The organism is Deltaproteobacteria bacterium (assembly GCA_016931625.1).
Taxonomy (GTDB): Bacteria; Myxococcota; XYA12-FULL-58-9; order XYA12-FULL-58-9; family JAFGEK01; genus JAFGEK01.
This window is the reverse complement of sequence record JAFGEK010000116.1, coordinates 1-18106: the sequence shown is the minus strand read 5'-3', so window position 1 is coordinate 18106 and position 18106 is coordinate 1. Positions and strand designations below refer to the sequence as shown.

Annotated in this window: 20 protein-coding genes; 9 read left to right on the top strand and 11 right to left on the bottom strand. The window is 41.1% G+C overall.

The features are described from left to right. Nucleotides 1-354: 354 nt before the first annotated feature. The 8 genes from JW841_10345 to JW841_10310 all read right to left on the bottom strand — a co-directional run bounded on the left by JW841_10345 (nt 355) and on the right by JW841_10310 (nt 6808). Nucleotides 355-1215 (bottom strand): tryptophan synthase subunit alpha, encoded by an 861-nt coding sequence (locus tag JW841_10345; GenBank protein MBN1961336.1) that lies wholly within the window; start codon nt 1213-1215, stop codon nt 355-357. A gap of 17 nt (nt 1216-1232) precedes the next feature. Beyond that, a complete protein-coding gene (locus JW841_10340) occupies nt 1233-1889 on the bottom strand; it encodes a phosphoribosylanthranilate isomerase (GenBank protein ID MBN1961335.1) in 657 nt (218 codons plus the stop codon). Further along, nucleotides 1886-2668: an indole-3-glycerol phosphate synthase TrpC gene (gene trpC, locus JW841_10335; GenBank protein ID MBN1961334.1), complete on the bottom strand. Its 783-nt coding sequence runs from the start codon at nt 2666-2668 to the stop codon at nt 1886-1888. Before trpC ends, JW841_10340 begins: the two co-directional genes overlap by 4 nt. 3 nt (nt 2669-2671) lie before the next feature. Continuing rightward, a complete protein-coding gene (gene trpD, locus JW841_10330) occupies nt 2672-3679 on the bottom strand; it encodes an anthranilate phosphoribosyltransferase (protein ID MBN1961333.1) in 1008 nt (335 codons plus the stop codon). A gap of 11 nt (nt 3680-3690) precedes the next feature. Next, nucleotides 3691-4266, bottom strand: coding sequence for an aminodeoxychorismate/anthranilate synthase component II (locus JW841_10325; protein ID MBN1961332.1), 576 nt, complete (start codon nt 4264-4266; stop codon nt 3691-3693). 24 nt (nt 4267-4290) lie between these two features. Next, complete coding sequence (gene trpE, locus JW841_10320; GenBank protein MBN1961331.1) at nt 4291-5730, bottom strand: anthranilate synthase component I; 1440 nt, start codon at nt 5728-5730, stop codon at nt 4291-4293. A gap of 332 nt (nt 5731-6062) precedes the next feature. Next, nucleotides 6063-6458: a HEPN domain-containing protein gene (locus tag JW841_10315; GenBank protein ID MBN1961330.1), complete on the bottom strand. Its 396-nt coding sequence runs from the start codon at nt 6456-6458 to the stop codon at nt 6063-6065. Further along, nucleotides 6455-6808 (bottom strand): nucleotidyltransferase domain-containing protein, encoded by a 354-nt coding sequence (locus tag JW841_10310; protein MBN1961329.1) that lies wholly within the window; start codon nt 6806-6808, stop codon nt 6455-6457. Before JW841_10310 ends, JW841_10315 begins: the two co-directional genes overlap by 4 nt. Nucleotides 6809-7119: 311 nt before the next feature. On the opposite strand from JW841_10310, the gene JW841_10305 reads away from it, so the two are divergent. The 4 genes from JW841_10305 (at nt 7120) to JW841_10290 (ending at nt 10718) form a co-directional block, all read left to right on the top strand. Continuing rightward, nucleotides 7120-8259 carry an ATP-binding protein gene (locus JW841_10305; protein ID MBN1961328.1) on the top strand — a complete coding sequence of 380 codons (1140 nt, stop codon included), beginning with the start codon at nt 7120-7122 and terminating at the stop codon, nt 8257-8259. Between the two features lie 176 nt (nt 8260-8435). After that, nucleotides 8436-8681: a DUF2191 domain-containing protein gene (locus tag JW841_10300; protein MBN1961327.1), complete on the top strand. Its 246-nt coding sequence runs from the start codon at nt 8436-8438 to the stop codon at nt 8679-8681. Next, nucleotides 8678-9124, top strand: a complete 447-nt coding sequence (locus tag JW841_10295; protein ID MBN1961326.1) for a type II toxin-antitoxin system VapC family toxin — start codon at nt 8678-8680, stop codon at nt 9122-9124. Before JW841_10300 ends, JW841_10295 begins: the two co-directional genes overlap by 4 nt. A gap of 763 nt (nt 9125-9887) precedes the next feature. Beyond that, on the top strand, nt 9888-10718 hold the full coding sequence (locus JW841_10290) for a hypothetical protein (GenBank protein ID MBN1961325.1): 831 nt from the start codon (nt 9888-9890) through the stop codon (nt 10716-10718). 83 nt (nt 10719-10801) lie between these two features. Here JW841_10290 and JW841_10285 read toward each other — a convergent pair whose 3' ends face one another. Together JW841_10285 and JW841_10280 are read right to left on the bottom strand one after the other, a co-directional pair. Then, nucleotides 10802-11179, bottom strand: a complete 378-nt coding sequence (locus JW841_10285) for a type II toxin-antitoxin system VapC family toxin (GenBank protein ID MBN1961324.1) — start codon at nt 11177-11179, stop codon at nt 10802-10804. Then, a complete protein-coding gene (locus JW841_10280) occupies nt 11169-11408 on the bottom strand; it encodes a type II toxin-antitoxin system Phd/YefM family antitoxin (protein MBN1961323.1) in 240 nt (79 codons plus the stop codon). The genes JW841_10285 and JW841_10280 overlap by 11 nt, the downstream gene beginning before the upstream one ends. A 204-nt stretch (nt 11409-11612) precedes the next feature. Here JW841_10280 and thiL point away from each other — a divergent pair, with 204 nt between their 5' ends. The 5 genes from thiL (at nt 11613) to JW841_10255 (ending at nt 16875) form a co-directional block, all read left to right on the top strand. Beyond that, nucleotides 11613-12647 (top strand): thiamine-phosphate kinase, encoded by a 1035-nt coding sequence (gene thiL, locus JW841_10275; protein ID MBN1961322.1) that lies wholly within the window; start codon nt 11613-11615, stop codon nt 12645-12647. 64 nt (nt 12648-12711) lie between these two features. After that, nucleotides 12712-14013: a methyl-accepting chemotaxis protein gene (locus JW841_10270; protein ID MBN1961321.1), complete on the top strand. Its 1302-nt coding sequence runs from the start codon at nt 12712-12714 to the stop codon at nt 14011-14013. After that, nucleotides 14010-14519, top strand: coding sequence for a chemotaxis protein CheW (locus JW841_10265; GenBank protein ID MBN1961320.1), 510 nt, complete (start codon nt 14010-14012; stop codon nt 14517-14519). The genes JW841_10270 and JW841_10265 overlap by 4 nt, the downstream gene beginning before the upstream one ends. Further along, entirely contained in the window at nt 14516-14890 is a 375-nt protein-coding gene (locus tag JW841_10260; protein MBN1961319.1) for a response regulator, read from the top strand. The genes JW841_10265 and JW841_10260 overlap by 4 nt, the downstream gene beginning before the upstream one ends. A gap of 41 nt (nt 14891-14931) precedes the next feature. After that, nucleotides 14932-16875, top strand: a complete 1944-nt coding sequence (locus JW841_10255) for a chemotaxis protein CheA (GenBank protein ID MBN1961318.1) — start codon at nt 14932-14934, stop codon at nt 16873-16875. Between the two features lie 6 nt (nt 16876-16881). Here the strand turns inward: JW841_10255 and JW841_10250 are convergent, their stop codons facing one another. Then, on the bottom strand, nt 16882-18009 hold the full coding sequence (locus tag JW841_10250) for a hypothetical protein (protein ID MBN1961317.1): 1128 nt from the start codon (nt 18007-18009) through the stop codon (nt 16882-16884). Nucleotides 18010-18106 lie beyond the last annotated feature (97 nt).

Genomic DNA, 18106 nt, shown 5'->3' with positions numbered 1-18106 from the left:
TTCACTACATTTTACGAATTTTGTAAATCGCCCCTTGAAAAATCAGGCAGTTACACGATTTTTAGCAAAACAAGTGTCAAAGTCGGGTTTTACGTAAATTTTTTGTATACTCAGAATCTTTCCATCTATTATGTTTATTATAAATCGTTTTTGCTTCGTTTAGATTCTGAAGCACCTCATACAATTCTAATATTTGTGTTTTTATATTATGCTCAGTGTTAGATAAATCTGCAGCTAATTTAGAATTAGCTAACTTGGGATTTTTTAAACCAGGGAAAATAAACGAACCTTTTAGGCAATTTTAAAAATATTTAATCTTTATTTATTTGCAAGCATATTACTAGAAACAAATTACTAACCCCTATCTAATGCCCTGCGGAGCGAGCCAACAAACTCACGCACTCTTTTAGCACGCTCACGTATATTACCACCTTCAGCAATACGACGTACAATCGCACTACCAATCACCACGCCATCAGCTAGCTTTGCAAGTGCACATGCTTTTTCGCCAGTAGAAATACCAAAACCAATAACTGTAGGCATTTGCGTTTCAGCGCGCACTGCTGCAACTTGCATAGATAACAGCGGTGATACCTCTTTGCTTTCACCCGTTACCCCTGAAGTAGCCACGCAATAAACAAAACCAGTAGTTGCCGCTATCGCCATACGACGACGAACCGGACTTGCAGTAGGCGTCACTAAAAAAACTGTATTAATGCAGTTGGCTTGAGCGTATTGGCAAAAGCCTTTTACTTTTTCTGCGGGGAGGTCTGGCACAATTATCGCGTCAGCCTCACATCTACTCATGAAGTTTTTAATACCAATATTATGAAAAGTGCTAAAATATCCCATCATAACGACTGGGACATCTGCACTTTTGCGAATATCGAAAGCCAACGACATGCAATCACTAATAGTTGTACCGGCCGCTAACGCTCGTGCATCAGCATCTCGAATCACTGGACCATCTGCCACTGGATTTGCAAATGGGATGCCGAGTTCAATAATATCAGCACCACCTTCAACACAGGCTAAAGCCATAGCTCGCGAAGTAACTATGTCAGGATCACCTGCGGTAATATAAGTAATTAATGTAGCTTGGTGGTTAGCGCGTCGCTTTAAAAATTCCTGATGTAATCGTGAAACTTCTAGCCCAGAAATTAGCTGGCTATTTGACATGCTACTAAGGTGCTGCTGATCACGATAGCTAGTCATGATGCTCCTTTAGTTCGCTATAACACTACTGTACTTCCTTTTGCTAAAGCTACAAATCGCTGCATTGCCACACTATCTTTAATGCCAGGCGCGGTTTCGACACCGCTTGCTACATCTACTGCATAAGGTTTAACTATATTAATTGCTTTAACAATATTGGCTGGGGTAAGCCCTCCCGCCAGAATTAGTGGTAAGGATAATGACACACCACGCAATAAATTCCAATCAAAACTAGTACCACTGCCACCAAAACCCCCAAAACCCCCAAAACCCATAGATGGCGCATCAACTAAATACGCTGCTATTTTATCTTTATAAGCCTTGAGAACTTCAGGGTTAAAATCTTTATCAACTCGCAAACCCTTTATTACTGGCAATGAATAACCTTCACAATCTGCTGGCGATTCATCCCCGTGTAACTGCAGCATATTAATACCAGTACAGCGGGCAATACCCTCAATTTCATCGCGCTGTTGGTTAACAAATAGACCTACTGAGACTATGAAAGGTGGTAGTGATTTAATAATATGGCGCGCTGCTTCGGGGGTAATATAGCGTTTAGATTGCGGCCAAAAATTAAAACCTAATGCATCAGCACCAGCAGCTATAGCATTAAAAGTGTCTTCTTTACGAGTGAAACCACAAATTTTAACTCGCGTTGATAATGCCGTCACGATGCCTTCTCAAATGATCGTAAAAGTTCACCAGGATCTGATGCACGCACTAAAGCTTCGCCAACCAAAAAATTAACCGCGCCTGCAGCACGAAGACGGGCTGCGTCGGCCACTGTGCGTACGCCGCTTTCAGCAATTGCCTTAATATTTTGAGGAATTTTAGCTAACAAACACTCACTAGTAGTTAAATCAACGACAAAAGTTTTTAAATCACGATTGTTTATACCCACTATATTTGCGCCAGCTTTAAGTGCGATATCAAGTTCGTTTTCATCATGTACTTCGACAACCGCAGCTAAACCTAACCCTGCTGCAGCGGCAAGAAAACGCTCAAGCTCGTAACCCAAGGCTGCAACAATTAGCAATACTGCATCAGCACCACAAACACGAGCTTCAAGTAGCTGATAGCGATCAACGATAAAATCTTTGCGTAGTATGGGAATATCAACTGTGTGACGAACTGCGGTAAGATCGGCGAGTGAGCCACCAAAACCCGGACCATCAGTAAGCACTGAGATGGCTGCTGCCCCTGCATTATCATAGCGAATAGCTTGTTCTGAAGCATCTAATTCTGTAGCAATATCGCCTGCTGATGGACTTGCCCTTTTTATTTCTGCAATAATACGTGTCGCTGCACCTGGAAATGATAACGCATCAAAAAAACCCAAAGGCAGAGGTAATTCAGCTACTACCGCAGCAAGATCACCTTCAGCATACTCTCGCCGTCGCGTTTCAACTTCAGTGCGTTTGCGTTCTAAAATTTCTGCTAAAAAACTCATTAACTATGCCGTGCTAACTTGAACTAGCTCTTTTAGTTTATTTTTAGCAGCACCACTATCTATTGATGTTGCTGCAAGTTTTATCCCTTCTGCTAACGTAGCCGCCACACCGGCAGCAACAATCGCCGCTGCTGCATTAGCTAGCACAGCATCACGCTGAGCGCCATTACTACCTGCTAAAACTTCTTGCATAATTCGCGCATTAAGCGTAATATCGCCACCTTTAATTTCTTCACGATTCCAAGTTTTAAGCCCTAAATCACTGGGGGATATCTCATAATTTTTCACTTGGTTATTGTTAACCTCGCAAACTGTCGTTGCACCGGTAACAGCTATTTCATCATAACCATCTCCATGCACTACAAATGCATGTTTTGCGTCAAGATTTGCTAACACCTGGCCGATTTGCGGGACTAAAGCTTGATCAAACACCCCCATTACTTGATGACGTGCTCCTGCTGGATTTGCTAATGGTCCTAACACATTAAATATAGTACGCAGACCAAGCTCACGGCGAACCATAGCTACGCTTTTAAAAGCGGGATGTAATTTTTGCGCAAATAAAAATCCAATACCAACCTGATCAATGCAACGCTCAACAACATCAACTGAAGCTTCAACATTAACGCCGACAGCCGCTAACACATCAGCAGAACCACAACGCGAAGACACTGAACGATTACCATGTTTAGCAACGGTTACACCGGCGCCAGCTACAACAAAAGCCGCAGTAGTAGAAATATTAAATGAGTTACTGCCATCTCCACCAGTACCGCAAGTATCTACAAATACCTCACGATTAACTTTAATGCGCTCGGCGCGCTGACGCATAACTTGTGCAGCACCAGCAATTTCTTCTACTGTTTCACCTTTTGCTCGTAGGGTAGTAAGAAACGCACCCATTAATGCTGGCGTAGCAGTGCCATCAGCAATTTCGCTCATAACCGCTGCCATTTCATCACGAGTTAAATCTAAACGTGCAATCAATTTAGTAATAGCTTGTTGTATCATTTTGCCCTCTATTACTTAGGTGCCTTACATCGTTTAAGCCAATTGCTTAATAACTGTTTGCCTTCAGGGGTTAATACAGATTCTGGATGAAATTGCACACCCTCAATATCAAATTTACGATGACGCAAGCCCATGATTTCTTTTTCAAAAGTCCAAGCCGTAACCACTAACTCTTTAGGTAAACTTTTTTGCTCAACAACTAATGAGTGATAGCGACCAGCGATAAATGGTTGTGGCAATCCGGCATAAATCCCGGTTTTATGGTGATGCACCTTACTCGACTTGCCATGGACAATACGGCTATTTCGTATCACTTTACCACCAAAAGCAGCACCTATTGCTTGATGCCCAAGACACACACCTAATATTGGCAATTCACCTGCTAATTCTTGAATTGCTGCTATAGAAACTCCTGCTTCTTTGGGAGTACAGGGACCAGGAGAAATAACTAAACCATGTGCTTTTGCTTGGCGTATACCAGCAACATCGATAAAATCGTTGCGAAAAACCTCGACTTGAGCACCGATTTCGCCCAAATATTGCACTAGGTTGAAGGTAAATGAGTCATAATTATCAATGACCAGCAGACGCGGACTCACTTTTTGCTCTCCTTATTTATTACGTTTAGAAGTTGCTTTATTTTTTGAGGCAATCGGAGCAAGCGCGACACCATCCAAAGCCCTTACTTCGGCTGCGGCAACTGCGGTAAATGGCCCTTTTGCTTTATTAACTGTTTCTTGAAATTCTTTAGCTGGTTTAGAATCAAAAACAATACCAGCACCAGCTTCAACACTAAGCTTTTTAGAAGATTGCAGCAGCGTACGGATGGCAATACACATTTCCATGTTGCCACCGTGATCAAAATAACCAACTGCACCGGCATACGGCCCACGTCGAGAAGTTTCTAACTCGTCAATGATTTGCATTGCCCGAACCTTGGGCGCACCAGTTACAGTGCCCGCCGGAAATGCCGCGCGCAGGACATCGAGAGCATCTAGATCTTCTGCCAATTGGCCACGTACTTCTGAAACAAGGTGCATAACATGCGAATATCGCTCAACTTTTTTGAGCGCTGTAACTTTTACCGTACCTACTTTAGCAACGCGCCCAACATCGTTACGTCCTAAATCAACCAGCATAACATGCTCAGCATTTTCTTTGGGATCAGCCCGCAACTCTTGCTCTAAGCGCAGATCTTCAGCAACATCACGACCACGTGGGCGAGTGCCGGCAATTGGACGCACCGTAACTTCGCCACCTTCGAGTTTCACTAAAGTTTCGGGCGAACTACCGATAAGGGCACGTTTACCATCTTGCATAAAAAACAAATAAGGCGAGGGATTTACCCGTCGTAAAGAGCGGTAAATATCAAACGGCGAAAGATCAACCTCAGCCTCAAAGCGTTGTGCCACGACTATTTGTTGACAATCTCCGGCTTTAATATACTCACGCGCACGGCGAACCATAGCTTCATATTTGGCCTGGTCAATGCAAGGTTTAAGATTTGATGGACGAATTTGACGCTCACGCCGATCACGCAAAGGTCGTGCAAGTTGGGCGAGTACAGTGCGAATACGATCTTGGGCATCGGCATATAAAGCTTCGGGATCATCACCTTTATTACATCGTACTTCAGCAATAATTTGCATTGAGTGACGTAAATTATCAAAAGCAATGATGGTATCAAAATCCATCATTAACACATCAGGAAACCCGAGCTCATTTGGGTTAGTAATTGGCACGCGTGGTTCAAAAAGCTTAACAATATCATAAGAAATATAGCCAACAAGACCACCTGCAAAACTTGGTACGTTTGCTAAAGGAATACTTTTATGTTGGGCTAAATTTTTTTGAATGTACTCAAGCGGATTACCGCCATCTTCAAGTTTCCAACTAAAAATATCACGTGGTCGCGCCCCTAAAAATGAAAAGCGCGCCGCACGCTCGCCGCCTTCAACTGATTCAAACAAAAAGGCGTGTGGTTCACGAGCACCCACCTTTAAAAATGCCGACACCGGAGTTTCAGTATCAGCGTCGATCTCAACCCGCACGGCAATCGCACGCCCAGGTTTGCAAAGACGCTTAAAAGTCGAAAAGTCAGGTTGTAATTGCACGCTTTTCCTCTATAGGCAGATATAGTCCGATGGCGGTTATTACGCTGTAAATTCATCAGTTGTATAGTCATTAAAACGCAGCGAATCAAAGCTTATTAGCGCAAAATTCGCAAGTTCAATGTGGATGAGCAATTCATTAACAGCTCGCACGGGTGCGCTCGCACGGGTGCCGCTCGCACGCTCGCACGGGTGCCAGACACCATTCACAGCCATTCACACGACACCATTCACCCCTTTAACCCCGAAGTGAAAAAATGTGGTGATAGTACTTAACTAGCAACCAAGATTTGCTCAGCAGCGGTAAGAAATTGTTGTGCTTCAGTTACTATTACTTCGGCTTCATCAGTGGTAAAAACTGCAGAAGTCATATAGTCGGCATCTTCACGGTCACGTTGCATATGTGCTGCTTGTCGCGCCAGTTCTGAATTGATTAAGCCAGTGCACACAAAATGTTCACCTAATAAATTAAAAGCAGCCCGATGGCTGTGAACCTCAATACCACGAGAAAATAACAATGCGCGGATTGCATGAAAGACTGCATAGTATGCTCGTGAAGCTGCCCCATAAGGGAACTCAGCATTAACCAAAGTTTTAGCCTCATCAAGACATGCATGAGCCCGCGCTATTTCAAGTTTAGCATTATGCTTTTGGTTTTCATTGGTCACAACAAAATCCCCTCATGATCTAGTGCATAGGCTAGACTGCGTTCACGTAAACGCATTTCATTAAGATACGGCTCTTCAATAACTAAGGGAGCAATGTCTATACCCGTACGCAAATGAATATCAAAAGCTAGGTCTTGCACCAACCGACGCTGGAGTCGCCCACCTGCTGCAACAATAATAGCGATATCAAGATCAGATTCTTGGTGACCTTGGCCACGTGCGCGTGAACCAAACAAAATAATGCTTTGCAGTAATGAACCCAAGCTAGTGCGAACTGCACTCACAAAATCGTTTAGAGCAACAGCTTCAGCCTCTGTTAAATGGGACGGCAATGTTAAAGTACCATACATGGCTATTCGTTTGTTTTATCAATTAAATTCATACCTGACAATCTATGATACTAAACACTAATTTAAATAGACTTGGTCTCTGGCACCAATGCCCAAGCACCAATGCCCAATGCTAGTCGCACCAATGCTAGCCAATGCTATTTTAGCAACAAATACCCAGAAGCGCTTGCCTGACACTTGATGTATTTATAATTGCGAATATTTTTAAAAATTGTTTGATAATACTTGAAAATTATAAGAAACGCGTGACATAATCACAAAATATTATCAAAAATCTGTGGCAGGGCCACAGAAATTCAGAAAACAGCCAAATGTATCAACGATTCGTAGAGCTAAAATCTATAATTAAACATAAGTCCCTGTTTTTGCTTGGCCCTCGACAAACAGGCAAAAGCACCTATTTAAAGCAACTTTTTAATAATGCTCGCTATTTTGACCTGTTAGAATCTGATTTATTTAGAGAATTAAGTGCATTTCCAGAGACATTACGGCAGAGTTTAAAAGGCGATGAAAAGTTAATTATTATCGATGAAGTGCAGAAATTACCCAGTTTACTTGATGAGGTTCAATTACTTATTGATCGTAATAAAAATCTTCGTTTTATTTTAACCGGTAGTAGCCCGCGAAAACTAAAGCGTGGTCAAGCAAACCTACTTGGCGGTCGTGCATGGTTTGTTCCATTTCATCCCTTAACTACTCGTGAGTTAAACTTTGTCCGTATTCAAGATCAATTAATATTCGGCGGCCTGCCGGGCATTATTGATTCACCATATGCTTTTGAAGATTTAAAAGCTTATGTGGGTACATATTTGCAAGAAGAGATACAAGCAGAAGGTTTCTCACGTAAAATTGAAAATTTTTCACGTTTTTTATCATTCGCTGCATATATTAACGGTGAACAAGTAAATTTTACTAAAATTGGCAACGATGCTCAAATACCATCGCGAACTATTAAAGATTATTTTAGTGTACTAGAAGATACCTTATTAGCCTATATACTACCTGCATATCAAAAGACTCGCAAACGCAAACCAGTAGCGACTGCAAAGTTTTATCTATTTGATGTAGGCGTGGCTAATGCTCTGCAAGGACGTAAACAACTTTTAAAAAATTCTACTGAATATGGTAAGGCATTAGAGCATTTAGTGTGCTGCGACTTACGTGCCTATTTGGATTATTCTCGGTGTGATTTAAGCTTATGCTATTGGCGTAGTCAAAGTAAACATGAAGTAGATTTTATTATTGGTGATGCCTTTGCTATCGAAGTAAAAGGTACCACCCGTGTTGCTAATAAAGATTTGCGTGGTTTGAAAGCACTAGCAGAAGAAATTCCATTAAAACGAAAGATTGTAGTTTGTAATGAAGAGCGCGAACGTGTCGTTGATGATATTGAAATCATACCGAATAAATTATTTTTTCAAGCTTTATGGAATAACGAAATAATTACTTGATACATTAAACAAAAAGCAGTGGCCGTAAAAGGTGTGACTGTTTACAGTGCCAAAACACCCCAATAAACAGCTGCTCGCTTTGATGCCACACGATAAAAGCACGCTTGATTTTTACAAGTTACAGTTACAAGTTACAGTTATTGACATCAGTATTCATATTATGTATGTCTAGACATATGCGTACTACCGTCAGACTAAATGACCAACTACTGACGCGAGCAAAACGCGAGGCCGCCCGGCAGGGAGAAACACTAACAGCGCTCATTGAACGTGGCCTTCTTCTGGTACTTGCTCACTCAGAGAAGGTAAAATATCATCAACAAATCAAACTACCTGTATGCAAGGCCGGGGGAGGTACGCTGCCAGGTATTGATCTTAACGATAGTGCTACACTTTTAGACATACTTGAAGGTCGCAAGTGATTCTACCCGACGTTAATGTTTTAATATACGCTTTTCGCAGCGATTCATTACATCACAGCAATTACCGTGATTGGTTAAACGATGTGGTAAATGCTAATGCAGCTTATGGCATGTCACCCCAGATTCTTGCTGCTGTAATTCGCATCTGTACTCACCCGCGTATTTACGCAAAACCTAGTCACCTTAATGATACTCTAAAATTTTGCCGAATTTTATTAGAACAACCTAACTGTAATATCATCACACCGGGGCCACGCCATTTTACGATTTTTGCTGACCTTTGCCTTAATGCAAATGCCTCGGGAAACCTAATACAAGATGCCTGGTATGCAGCTTTAGCAATAGAATATGGCTGCGAATTTATTACTACTGATCGTGATTTTACTCGCTTTACTGGCCTTAAATCGAACCCTCCTTTTGACCTGCGTTCGTTGTCGATATAGCTAGTCATCATGTTATTATTCACCCTTCGACAGGGCTTAGGGTGAGTCACAGACGATTTTTTGGCAGCGGTCAGTGTGTGTCCGTTCTGTCGACAAAAATTACTTTGTATTTAATTTTTAATTATTGCCAATTTTGGGCAATACCGCGTTTTATGTGATCTCTTGCGCTCTGTATGATCGCTTTACCGCGCTTTTGAATGATCGTTTCCAGTTTAGCGCGAACACTAGTATTAAAATGCCAGCAAGTATGAGAAAGATGCATTTCCACATATTGTATCCAAATTATGAACAATGGCTTTTCAATTAAGCACAACCTTTTTGAGCATACCAAACTGAATTATCGCTACCGTGCAATTACAGCGTCGGTCAAGTAGGTTGAGCTACTGCGAGCTGATATACCTGCATACGTTAAGCGGCCTCGTCCCTCCACTGCTCGAAATATCTACGGATATTCCTGTGCGGCTTCAGTCCTCGGGCGCTTAACTCTGCGACGGTCTATCAACTCTCGTTTACGCTTAACCTACTTGACCGACGCTGTATAACAGCAGCACACTCACTATTAAACAAGAAACAAACATGGTAGACCCAAATACATTGGGGTGCTTTTTGTATACTTGCGTAAGTGTTGAACTTCAGCATGTTTCATCTGAATCTAACAATGGCGACTTTAAGACGCTGACCTTTAAATTATTAAAATTATTCCTTATAATTCTTGAAGAAACACTACCATAATTGCTAATATTATTACCGACAAGGAGGCACAATGATAAAATCAGCTACTACCTCAAAGATATTAATTATATTAATTTATTTTGTGCCATTGTTTTTTAATATTGCTAGTGTAAAATCTTCAACGACAAACTCAACTAATAAAGCGGCACAAAAACACTATAAATTTATTACCCTTTTAAATCTCGAAAAAGGTCCGGTACAATTAGACATCAATAATGACGGTAAACCGGATATTATTCGCGTTAAGAAATCAAAGTTATCAAACCCTAAATTTTTCAATGAGACCTATGAGATTGTAGATGGTACAACTAATAAAATACAAACAATTTTTAAAACCAAGGTTAGTATTTATATATGGACACATGGCATGGTAAAAGCCATCGATATAGGCCAAGATGGCCTTATTGATTTTATTTATCATGCCGGCGATGACACTGGCGATGAGTGGGTTATTCTAATCAACCAGGGCAGTCAGTTTAAAGCAATCTACAATGGTTTCCTCTCCAGTTATTTCACATCGATGAGCTCTGATTCTTTAAGCTATGTTGATGCCGAACATAGTATACCCATTATAATATGGGATTCTCAAAACCAAATTTTCAATAGCCAAAAATTCGGATGGTGCACTGCAAGCAATGTTAAAGTTCACCAAAAACCTGCCATTGCATCTGATAAAATTGACACCGCAGTTTTTGCCACCGTATTTGAATATCTCGATACCAGCGACCAAAATTGCACTATAGAAGCAAAAAATTATCCGTGGATACACGTTCGTACTATTTGGGATTCAGCTGAAGAAATAGATGGCTATATTTGCGGCAAATATTTTTCGCAATCTTCACCGTTTCGGTATTTTAAATAACTCCACTGCACACGGTGTCTGGCACCAATGTTGCCAGTACCAATGCCAGTCGGCTTGGCTGGCCTGAAATTATAATAAACACCTTAGGGTTTGAAAACTTTCAGTTTCAAATCTCGGATAGCTTTGAAATGTTTGGCATTAGAGCTTGATAAAATCAGGTTATTTTCAGTTGCTGTGGCTGCGATAATGGCATCACCTGCACGTAATCCACAAGCAAGTGAATATTCCTCAAGATAAATAGAAGCCCGATGACCGATGTTTTCACTTAGCGGTAAAACTTTAAAATCAAAATCGGTAAGAAAATTTCTGGTTGCCGTGAGTTGTTTTTTGTTTTGTGCACATTGCAATAATTCCATATACGTTTGCACCGATATTAATCGTTCTACACTATTGTCTACCAAATGTGCGGCTTTGATATTACCTTTCTGAATCCAAATTAGAATATCTGTATCAAACAGCATTATATCTCCCACCCCGTAACTGATTCAGTGTTTCTGTTACCTTTTCGCAGCCGTCTTTGGTCATGCCGAAAAATTCGTGTTCTGAAACTTTTAGCTTAGGTTTTTTAGAATTGGGGATGATAGTACCTCTGACTTTACCATGATAGAGTATCTTAACACGCTCATGTCGACTAAGTGCTTTAAGTACTTCCTTCATTTTATAACGCAAATCTACTATTGATGCCTGCATCGTTAGCCCTCTTTTACAAAATGTATATTGTTACTATACATTTTGTTAATATCTTGATCAATGATTTTTTTACTGCCCAACAACAAAATTGCGTTTTATTTCAACAAGTTATATTAATTGACGTCAATTTACTCATATTGATCAAAATTCATTCATTATCGATATAGCTAATCATCGATTATTTAGGTTATAAAGAGTTTTTTCATGCGAAGCATAAAAAATAAAACTGTTGCAGACATTGGTGAGCAAGGATTACTTGCTGCTATTGCTCGTCAACTTGGTAGTACAACCCTTAAACCGCACACTAAATTAAAAACATCGTCGCTTAAGCAAACCGGTATCATTGTTGGGGTTGGTGATGATGCCGCGGTACTCGCGGCCAAAGGTGATGTCGTCCTAACTACTGATATGCTCGTAGAAAATAAAGATTTTCAGCTAAGCTGGGCAACCTTTGCTGATATTGGCCATAAAGCCGCTGCGGCAAATCTTTCAGACTTGGCAGCAATGGGCGCACAGCCGCAAGCGCTACTGCTATCATTAGCTTTGCGCGCAAATGATCAAGTGCGAGACGTACTTTCGTTAATCAAACAAATGCATCAAGTGGGCTCTGGTTTTGGTGCACCAGTTATTGGTGGCGACCTTTCAGCAACTGATGGCCCTTTAGTTGTTGCTGTTACGGCTATCGGTAGCATCAAGGCAAAAAAAGTGATGCATCGTCATCATGCCCGCCTTGGTGATATAATTTTGGTCTCTGGCACTCTGGGAGCCGCCGGTGTTGCTTTGCATGGTTTTCAGCATGGTTTTAATGTTATGCCTGCATTAGCAAGGCGACAATTACGCCCGTTGCCACAAATTTCCTTGGGTTGTTTGCTTGCCACCCTCCCTGGTGTACATAGCTGTGCTGACGTATCTGATGGCCTTGCTGGTGATGCATTGCATTTAGTACCACCTAATTTAGGCGTTGAGCTTGATCCTGCCCTACTGCCAATTTCTTCTTTAGTTAAGCGCAATTGCAAACAATGGCAGCTATCAGCAAAGCATTATGCACTATATGGTGGTGAAGATTTTGAGCTTGTAATTGCTGCGGCTGCGCACCGCACATCCAATATTCAGCAGCACGCAGCACGACTAGGCATCAAACTCACTAAAGTTGGTAGCGTGACCAAGCAAGTCGGTTTAACTCTTGGTGGTACCAATTTTATATCGCCAAAAGCTTTTGATCATTTTAATAATAATTAAGAAAGATCGAACAAAGTCACGTGAGCGTTTGACCTTACCCCGCGTTTTCGCTCACAATTCATTTGTGCGCAGCATTTTACGTTTAAAGCTCTTAGGTGGTTTTGTTGGCGTCTCGCTTTTAAGCGCCATTGTACCACTTTGGGCCTCTCAATATATATCTGATTTAGCAATTCTCACCGTAGTTGCTGCACTTTGCGTAATTCTCTTCGGCCTGATTGGCAGTAATATTTTAACTGGTGCACTAGCTTATAATGTTCGTACGTTATCCGATTTTGCCGGTCGCGTATCACGGGGTGATTTATCACATTATGCCCGCTTCACCCATCCCAGTACTATCCCTGACGAAGTTGATGCGCTTGCTAGTTCAATTAATTACATGCTTGAAAATTTACGCGAGCTGGTGTCGCACATTCAACGTACTGCTGCGGCAGTGGCTGATAGCGCTCACCATCTTTCGCATAGCGCTGAAGGGGTAAACGCTGCCACTGAAGAAGTTACCACCTCTATTGATCAAATCGGTAAAGGCGCCGGATTGCAAACCAACCTGGTTGAACGCGCTAGTAAAATCATTACCGAAATCGCTGAAGGCATTGAGCGCACCGCGCGCGGCGCCCAAGATGCTGCTGTGGCGTCTAATGAAACCGCCTCGGTTGCACAATCAGGATCGCAGGTAGGCAAACAAGCTGTTGATAAATTGCGTAAAGTTTTTGAAAAAATTGAAGATACTGGTGGCCGAGTAGTCCGCTTTGGGGAAAAATCCAAAGAAGTGGGACAGATTGTTGAAGTTATCACCAAATTATCGCAGCAGACCAACCTGCTGGCACTCAATGCTACCATTGAGGCGGCTCGTGCCGGCGAATATGGTCGTGGTTTCGCAGTGGTTGCTGATGAAATTCGCAAACTTGCAGAAAATAGCTCGCGCTCAGCCGACCAAATCGCTAAGCTTATTCATGAGTCATTAGGTGAGGCAGAAAGTGCTGTGGTGGCAATGCGTGAGTCAACCCAAGAGTTAGCTGATGGACGCGAAGATATGAATTCTATCGTCCACTCGCTTGATGATATAGCAGTTACCGCCATGAAAGGCGTTAACGTGGTTGTACAAATTAGCCGAATTACCAGCGAACAATTAAAAGGTGCGCGCGAGATGGTTGAGGCCATAGAAAATATTTCAAATGTGGCTGAAAATAATGCCGTGACCACTTTAGAAGTTTCCTCTGCAATCGAAAAACAATCAGCTTCTATGCAGGCAATGGCTTCAAGTGCTGTTGATCTTACTAATCTTTCACGCGAGTTAGAGGCAGTAATCACTCGCTTTAACTTAACTTCTGAGACAAAATCCCTTAATCGCCCACGAGATATAAGATGAACGAAAACCTTGCAGCTAATATGGGTGGGCCTTTTCTGCTATTTGATATTGGCACCAAAAAGGATTCTGATCGCATAGACACTTTCGCTATTGATGTAAGTAATGTTTTTCAAGTTATCGAACTTGGGCATATTGCACCAGTGCCTCTGGCACCTGAGGTGGTATTAGGTATTCTCAATCATCACGGTAACATTGTTACTATTGTTGATCCTGCTAAAATTCTTAATCTTAGCGCCTCATCACAAAAAAGTACGCAGGCGGTAATTTTGCGCCAAAATGTGCGTAGTTCTACACAATTGGGATTTAAAGTATCGCACATTTGGGGGATCCTCCCACGCAACGACCTCCTTGTTGTACCAATACCGCCGCAAGAATGCATAGCTTGGGCTGCCCAGGTCAGTCTTCGACTTGTTAAAGTATTAGCGCTTACATCTTTACTCGAAAGCTTGAGCCGTTTATTTGGTAATATTGATAGCAAGTTGTCCTTGCAAGGAGTCACGGTATGACCAAAACCCGAGTACTGGTCGTCGATGACGCCATTTTCATGCGCAACATGCTCAAAGACATCTTTAATGATGAGCAATTTGAGATTGTTGGCGAAGCTGCAAATGGCGTAGAGGCTGTGGAAAAATTTCGCGAGCTCCGACCAGGTCTTACTACCATGGACATCGTAATGCCGTTTAAAAGCGGTATCGAGGCTACCAAAGAAATTTTGGCCATCGATAAAAACGCCATCGTGATCATGTGTAGTGCACTTGGCCAAGAATCTTTAGTAATGGAGGCTATCGAAGCCGGTGCTGCTGACTTCGTGGTCAAACCATTTAAACCAGATGACGTTCACCGAGTTGTGCAAAAAGTACTCGGTAGCGGCGGCTGATTTACTAAATATTACCTTCTTGCCTCGGGCTCTTTGGCACCGTGGATAACAACAAATACAAGACTCTCTTTATTGAAGAGAGCCGCGAGCATTTAGGCGAACTCTCACGTTTGCTTGTTGATATTGAATCAAACTCAAATTTTATTGCTCTAATTGATGAAATATTTCGTCACGCGCATTCAATAAAAGGCATGGCCGGTGCCATGGATTATGGCGAAGTGGCGCTATTGTCTCATCGTATTGAAGATGTTGTTGATACTTGTCGCAGCAATAAACGCCCTATTGCTAAAAACACTATCGATTTATTGTTGGGCAGTATTGATGCATTAAGTTCACAAATTGATAATATTGTTGAGGATCAAAAAGTTGACGCCTATTCATCGTTGGTCGCAGCTTTAGTTGCTGAAAATGAAGCTTTAAGCAAAGTTGCTGCTACTGAAAAAAACCCAGATTTACCGCCAAAAAGCAATGAAAGTGCATCGCTAGCATCAACAACCGCTATTTTAGCCAATAGCAATGAAGTTGATATCAGCACTTTGTCTATACGCTTAGGAGCTAACGTACCTGCAGCAAACGTTAGGGCATTGCTCATTTATCGTCAGCTTGGCAAATTTAGTACAATTATTGCGACCAAACCCACTACCGCTGAATTAAAAAATACAGAATATATAGTATCAGAGTTGCAGATAATAATTCGCAACGCTGATGAAGACGCTATTCGCAAAGCGCTTGCTTATAACTCAGAAATTGAATCGCTATCTTTTACAGCTGCTGACCTACCTGAAAATTTTAAACCCATACGTTCTATTGCTGCTGTTAATGAAAATCCTAAAAGCAGCTCAACAGTACGAGTGCGCACTGAAATACTTGATAATTTCATTAATTCTGTTGGTGAGCTTTTTATTGCACGTGAACGGATTGTTAGTCTGCTTGATGATATCGAACGGCCAGAGTTGCGCGCTGCCCTTGATGTTTTAACTGCTCGTATTCGTGAAATTCATGATCAAGTCATGGCCGTACGTATGATGCCTTTACGTACGTTAACCGAACGCTTACCACGTATTGTTCGTGATCTATGTCGCTCGTTAAGCAAAGAAGTCGAGCTTGAAATAATTGGTAGTGAAATTGAACTTGACCGAGCCATACTTGATCAACTCGATTCTGCCTTTATCCATACCCTGCGTAATGCCATCGACCATGGTATTGAATTACCTAATGAACGCCAAGCAAGTGGTAAAACTCTAGCTGGCAAAATAACCATAACCGCAGCACGTGACCGCGATGCGGTATTAGTAACTATTAGTGATGATGGTCGTGGGCTTGACCCGCTAATGCTTAGGCAGGTGGCGCTTAGTCGTGGTCTAATCTCACATCAAGAAAGTGAGCACCTCTCTCTACGTGATAGTTACTTTCTTATTTGCTTGCCGGGTTTTTCGAGCAAAACTGAAGTAAGCGATATCTCTGGACGTGGCGTTGGCATGGATGCAGTACGCGCCCGCATCGAAAGCCTAGGCGGTAGTCTTGATATTGAAAGTGAGATTGGATGTTATACTAAGTTTATTTTACGCCTGCCGCTTACTTTAGCAATCGTTCCAGTTTTATTAGTTGAATCTGCTTCAATAGTATTCGCGATACCACTGGCAAAAGTATTAACTATTCGCGAAAAAGGCACTAAAGTTGCTTACGAATCTGATGGTACTAGCTACCTTTCATTTCAAAACACTAAAGTTCCGATTATCGAACTAGCTGAATTATTACATTTAAAAAACCCCTCTCGCCTGGCTGAATATGTAGTTATAATCGAAGATGGTCGCGAGTTAATCGGCTTGGCAGTACAAAAACTTGTTGGTCATCATGATGCAGTTGTTAAACCACTTGGAGATCCACTCGATAGACTTGACGCTTATTCGGGTGCTGCTATTTTAGGTGATGGCAATCCCATATTAATTCTTGATGTGCCGCGGGCAGTACGTGGATTAGGGTGAAATATATTATCGTTTTAAACTTGCTAGTAAACTCAGCATTAGTAAAGCACATAATATCATCATTGTAGCATTATTTAATACTTTTCCGGAATTGTCTAACACTTCTTTATCTACGGCAGTTAATTCTAAAACTGGTGAACTCGATTCTTGTAATGTTTGTTGTAGTTCTGATTTAGTTGATGCTGGGTGACTAACACTTGCAAAAGCATTAGTATTTCTTAAATATACCCCATGAGTATTATATCTTACTATTTTTTTCTGCTTACCACTTGCGACAGCTAATTCTACGCCCGCATCAAAATTTGCAACACTGGCAATTGGTGGTGCAAAAATACTTTTTCTTTCAGACGAGTATAATTTTGGCGAATCCCCTAAAATTTGCAATTCATCTGCTATTATACAACGAGGCAATTGAGGTTCGTCATCATCATCATCTTTATCGTCATCGTCAACTTTTTCGCCCTTTATTAATTGTTCGGCTTTTTTAAGCAGCTTGGCTATTTTTTCAAGGCATTCTTTTATCTTTTTTATATTTTGTTCTTTCGATAATTCTGATTTCGTGGCTATTCGGTATATTTCTTGTATATTATCTATAATCTTTCTTATATACCTTAGACATTTATCAGATGTTAAAAAATGCGATTGGCCTTTATGTTCAAACATTTGCATATTTGTTTTAAGAAAATCTATTAAATTTTTCTGCAATGTCTGAACTATTCTTATCGTTTCATTAATTACTATACCACTTGTTCCATCTCTACTAGAAAGGGCAAAATACACTAAACTTAATTCGAGAATATTATTATTTAAATCATTAATATTTGTCTGAGTAGATTTACCATTTTGTCCATTAATTAATTTTTTAATCCCGGTGAGAGATTTTACGGTATCAACTAATGCACTAGGATCAGCGTTTGCAATTTTTAATCCGATTGTTTTAATATTAGCCTTAATTTCGGGATCACTAATTGCATCGCTATTGATAATTGCTGAAAAATTATCTTTAAGTATTTTTAAAAGTTGGTCATTATCGCCCGAAATTGCCGCGCTTAGTAATTCATCTAAAATAGCGGGCTTTTCAATAGAACTGCGATAAGCCACCCAACTAGTTGTATTGATTTCCCCAGTACTCATAATTAAACCAAATAAATAATAAAATAAGCTGTATCTTAATAATTTCGTAAAGGGTGCGCGTTCAAAAATTGCTCAGGCCGATTAACCGTTTATAGTT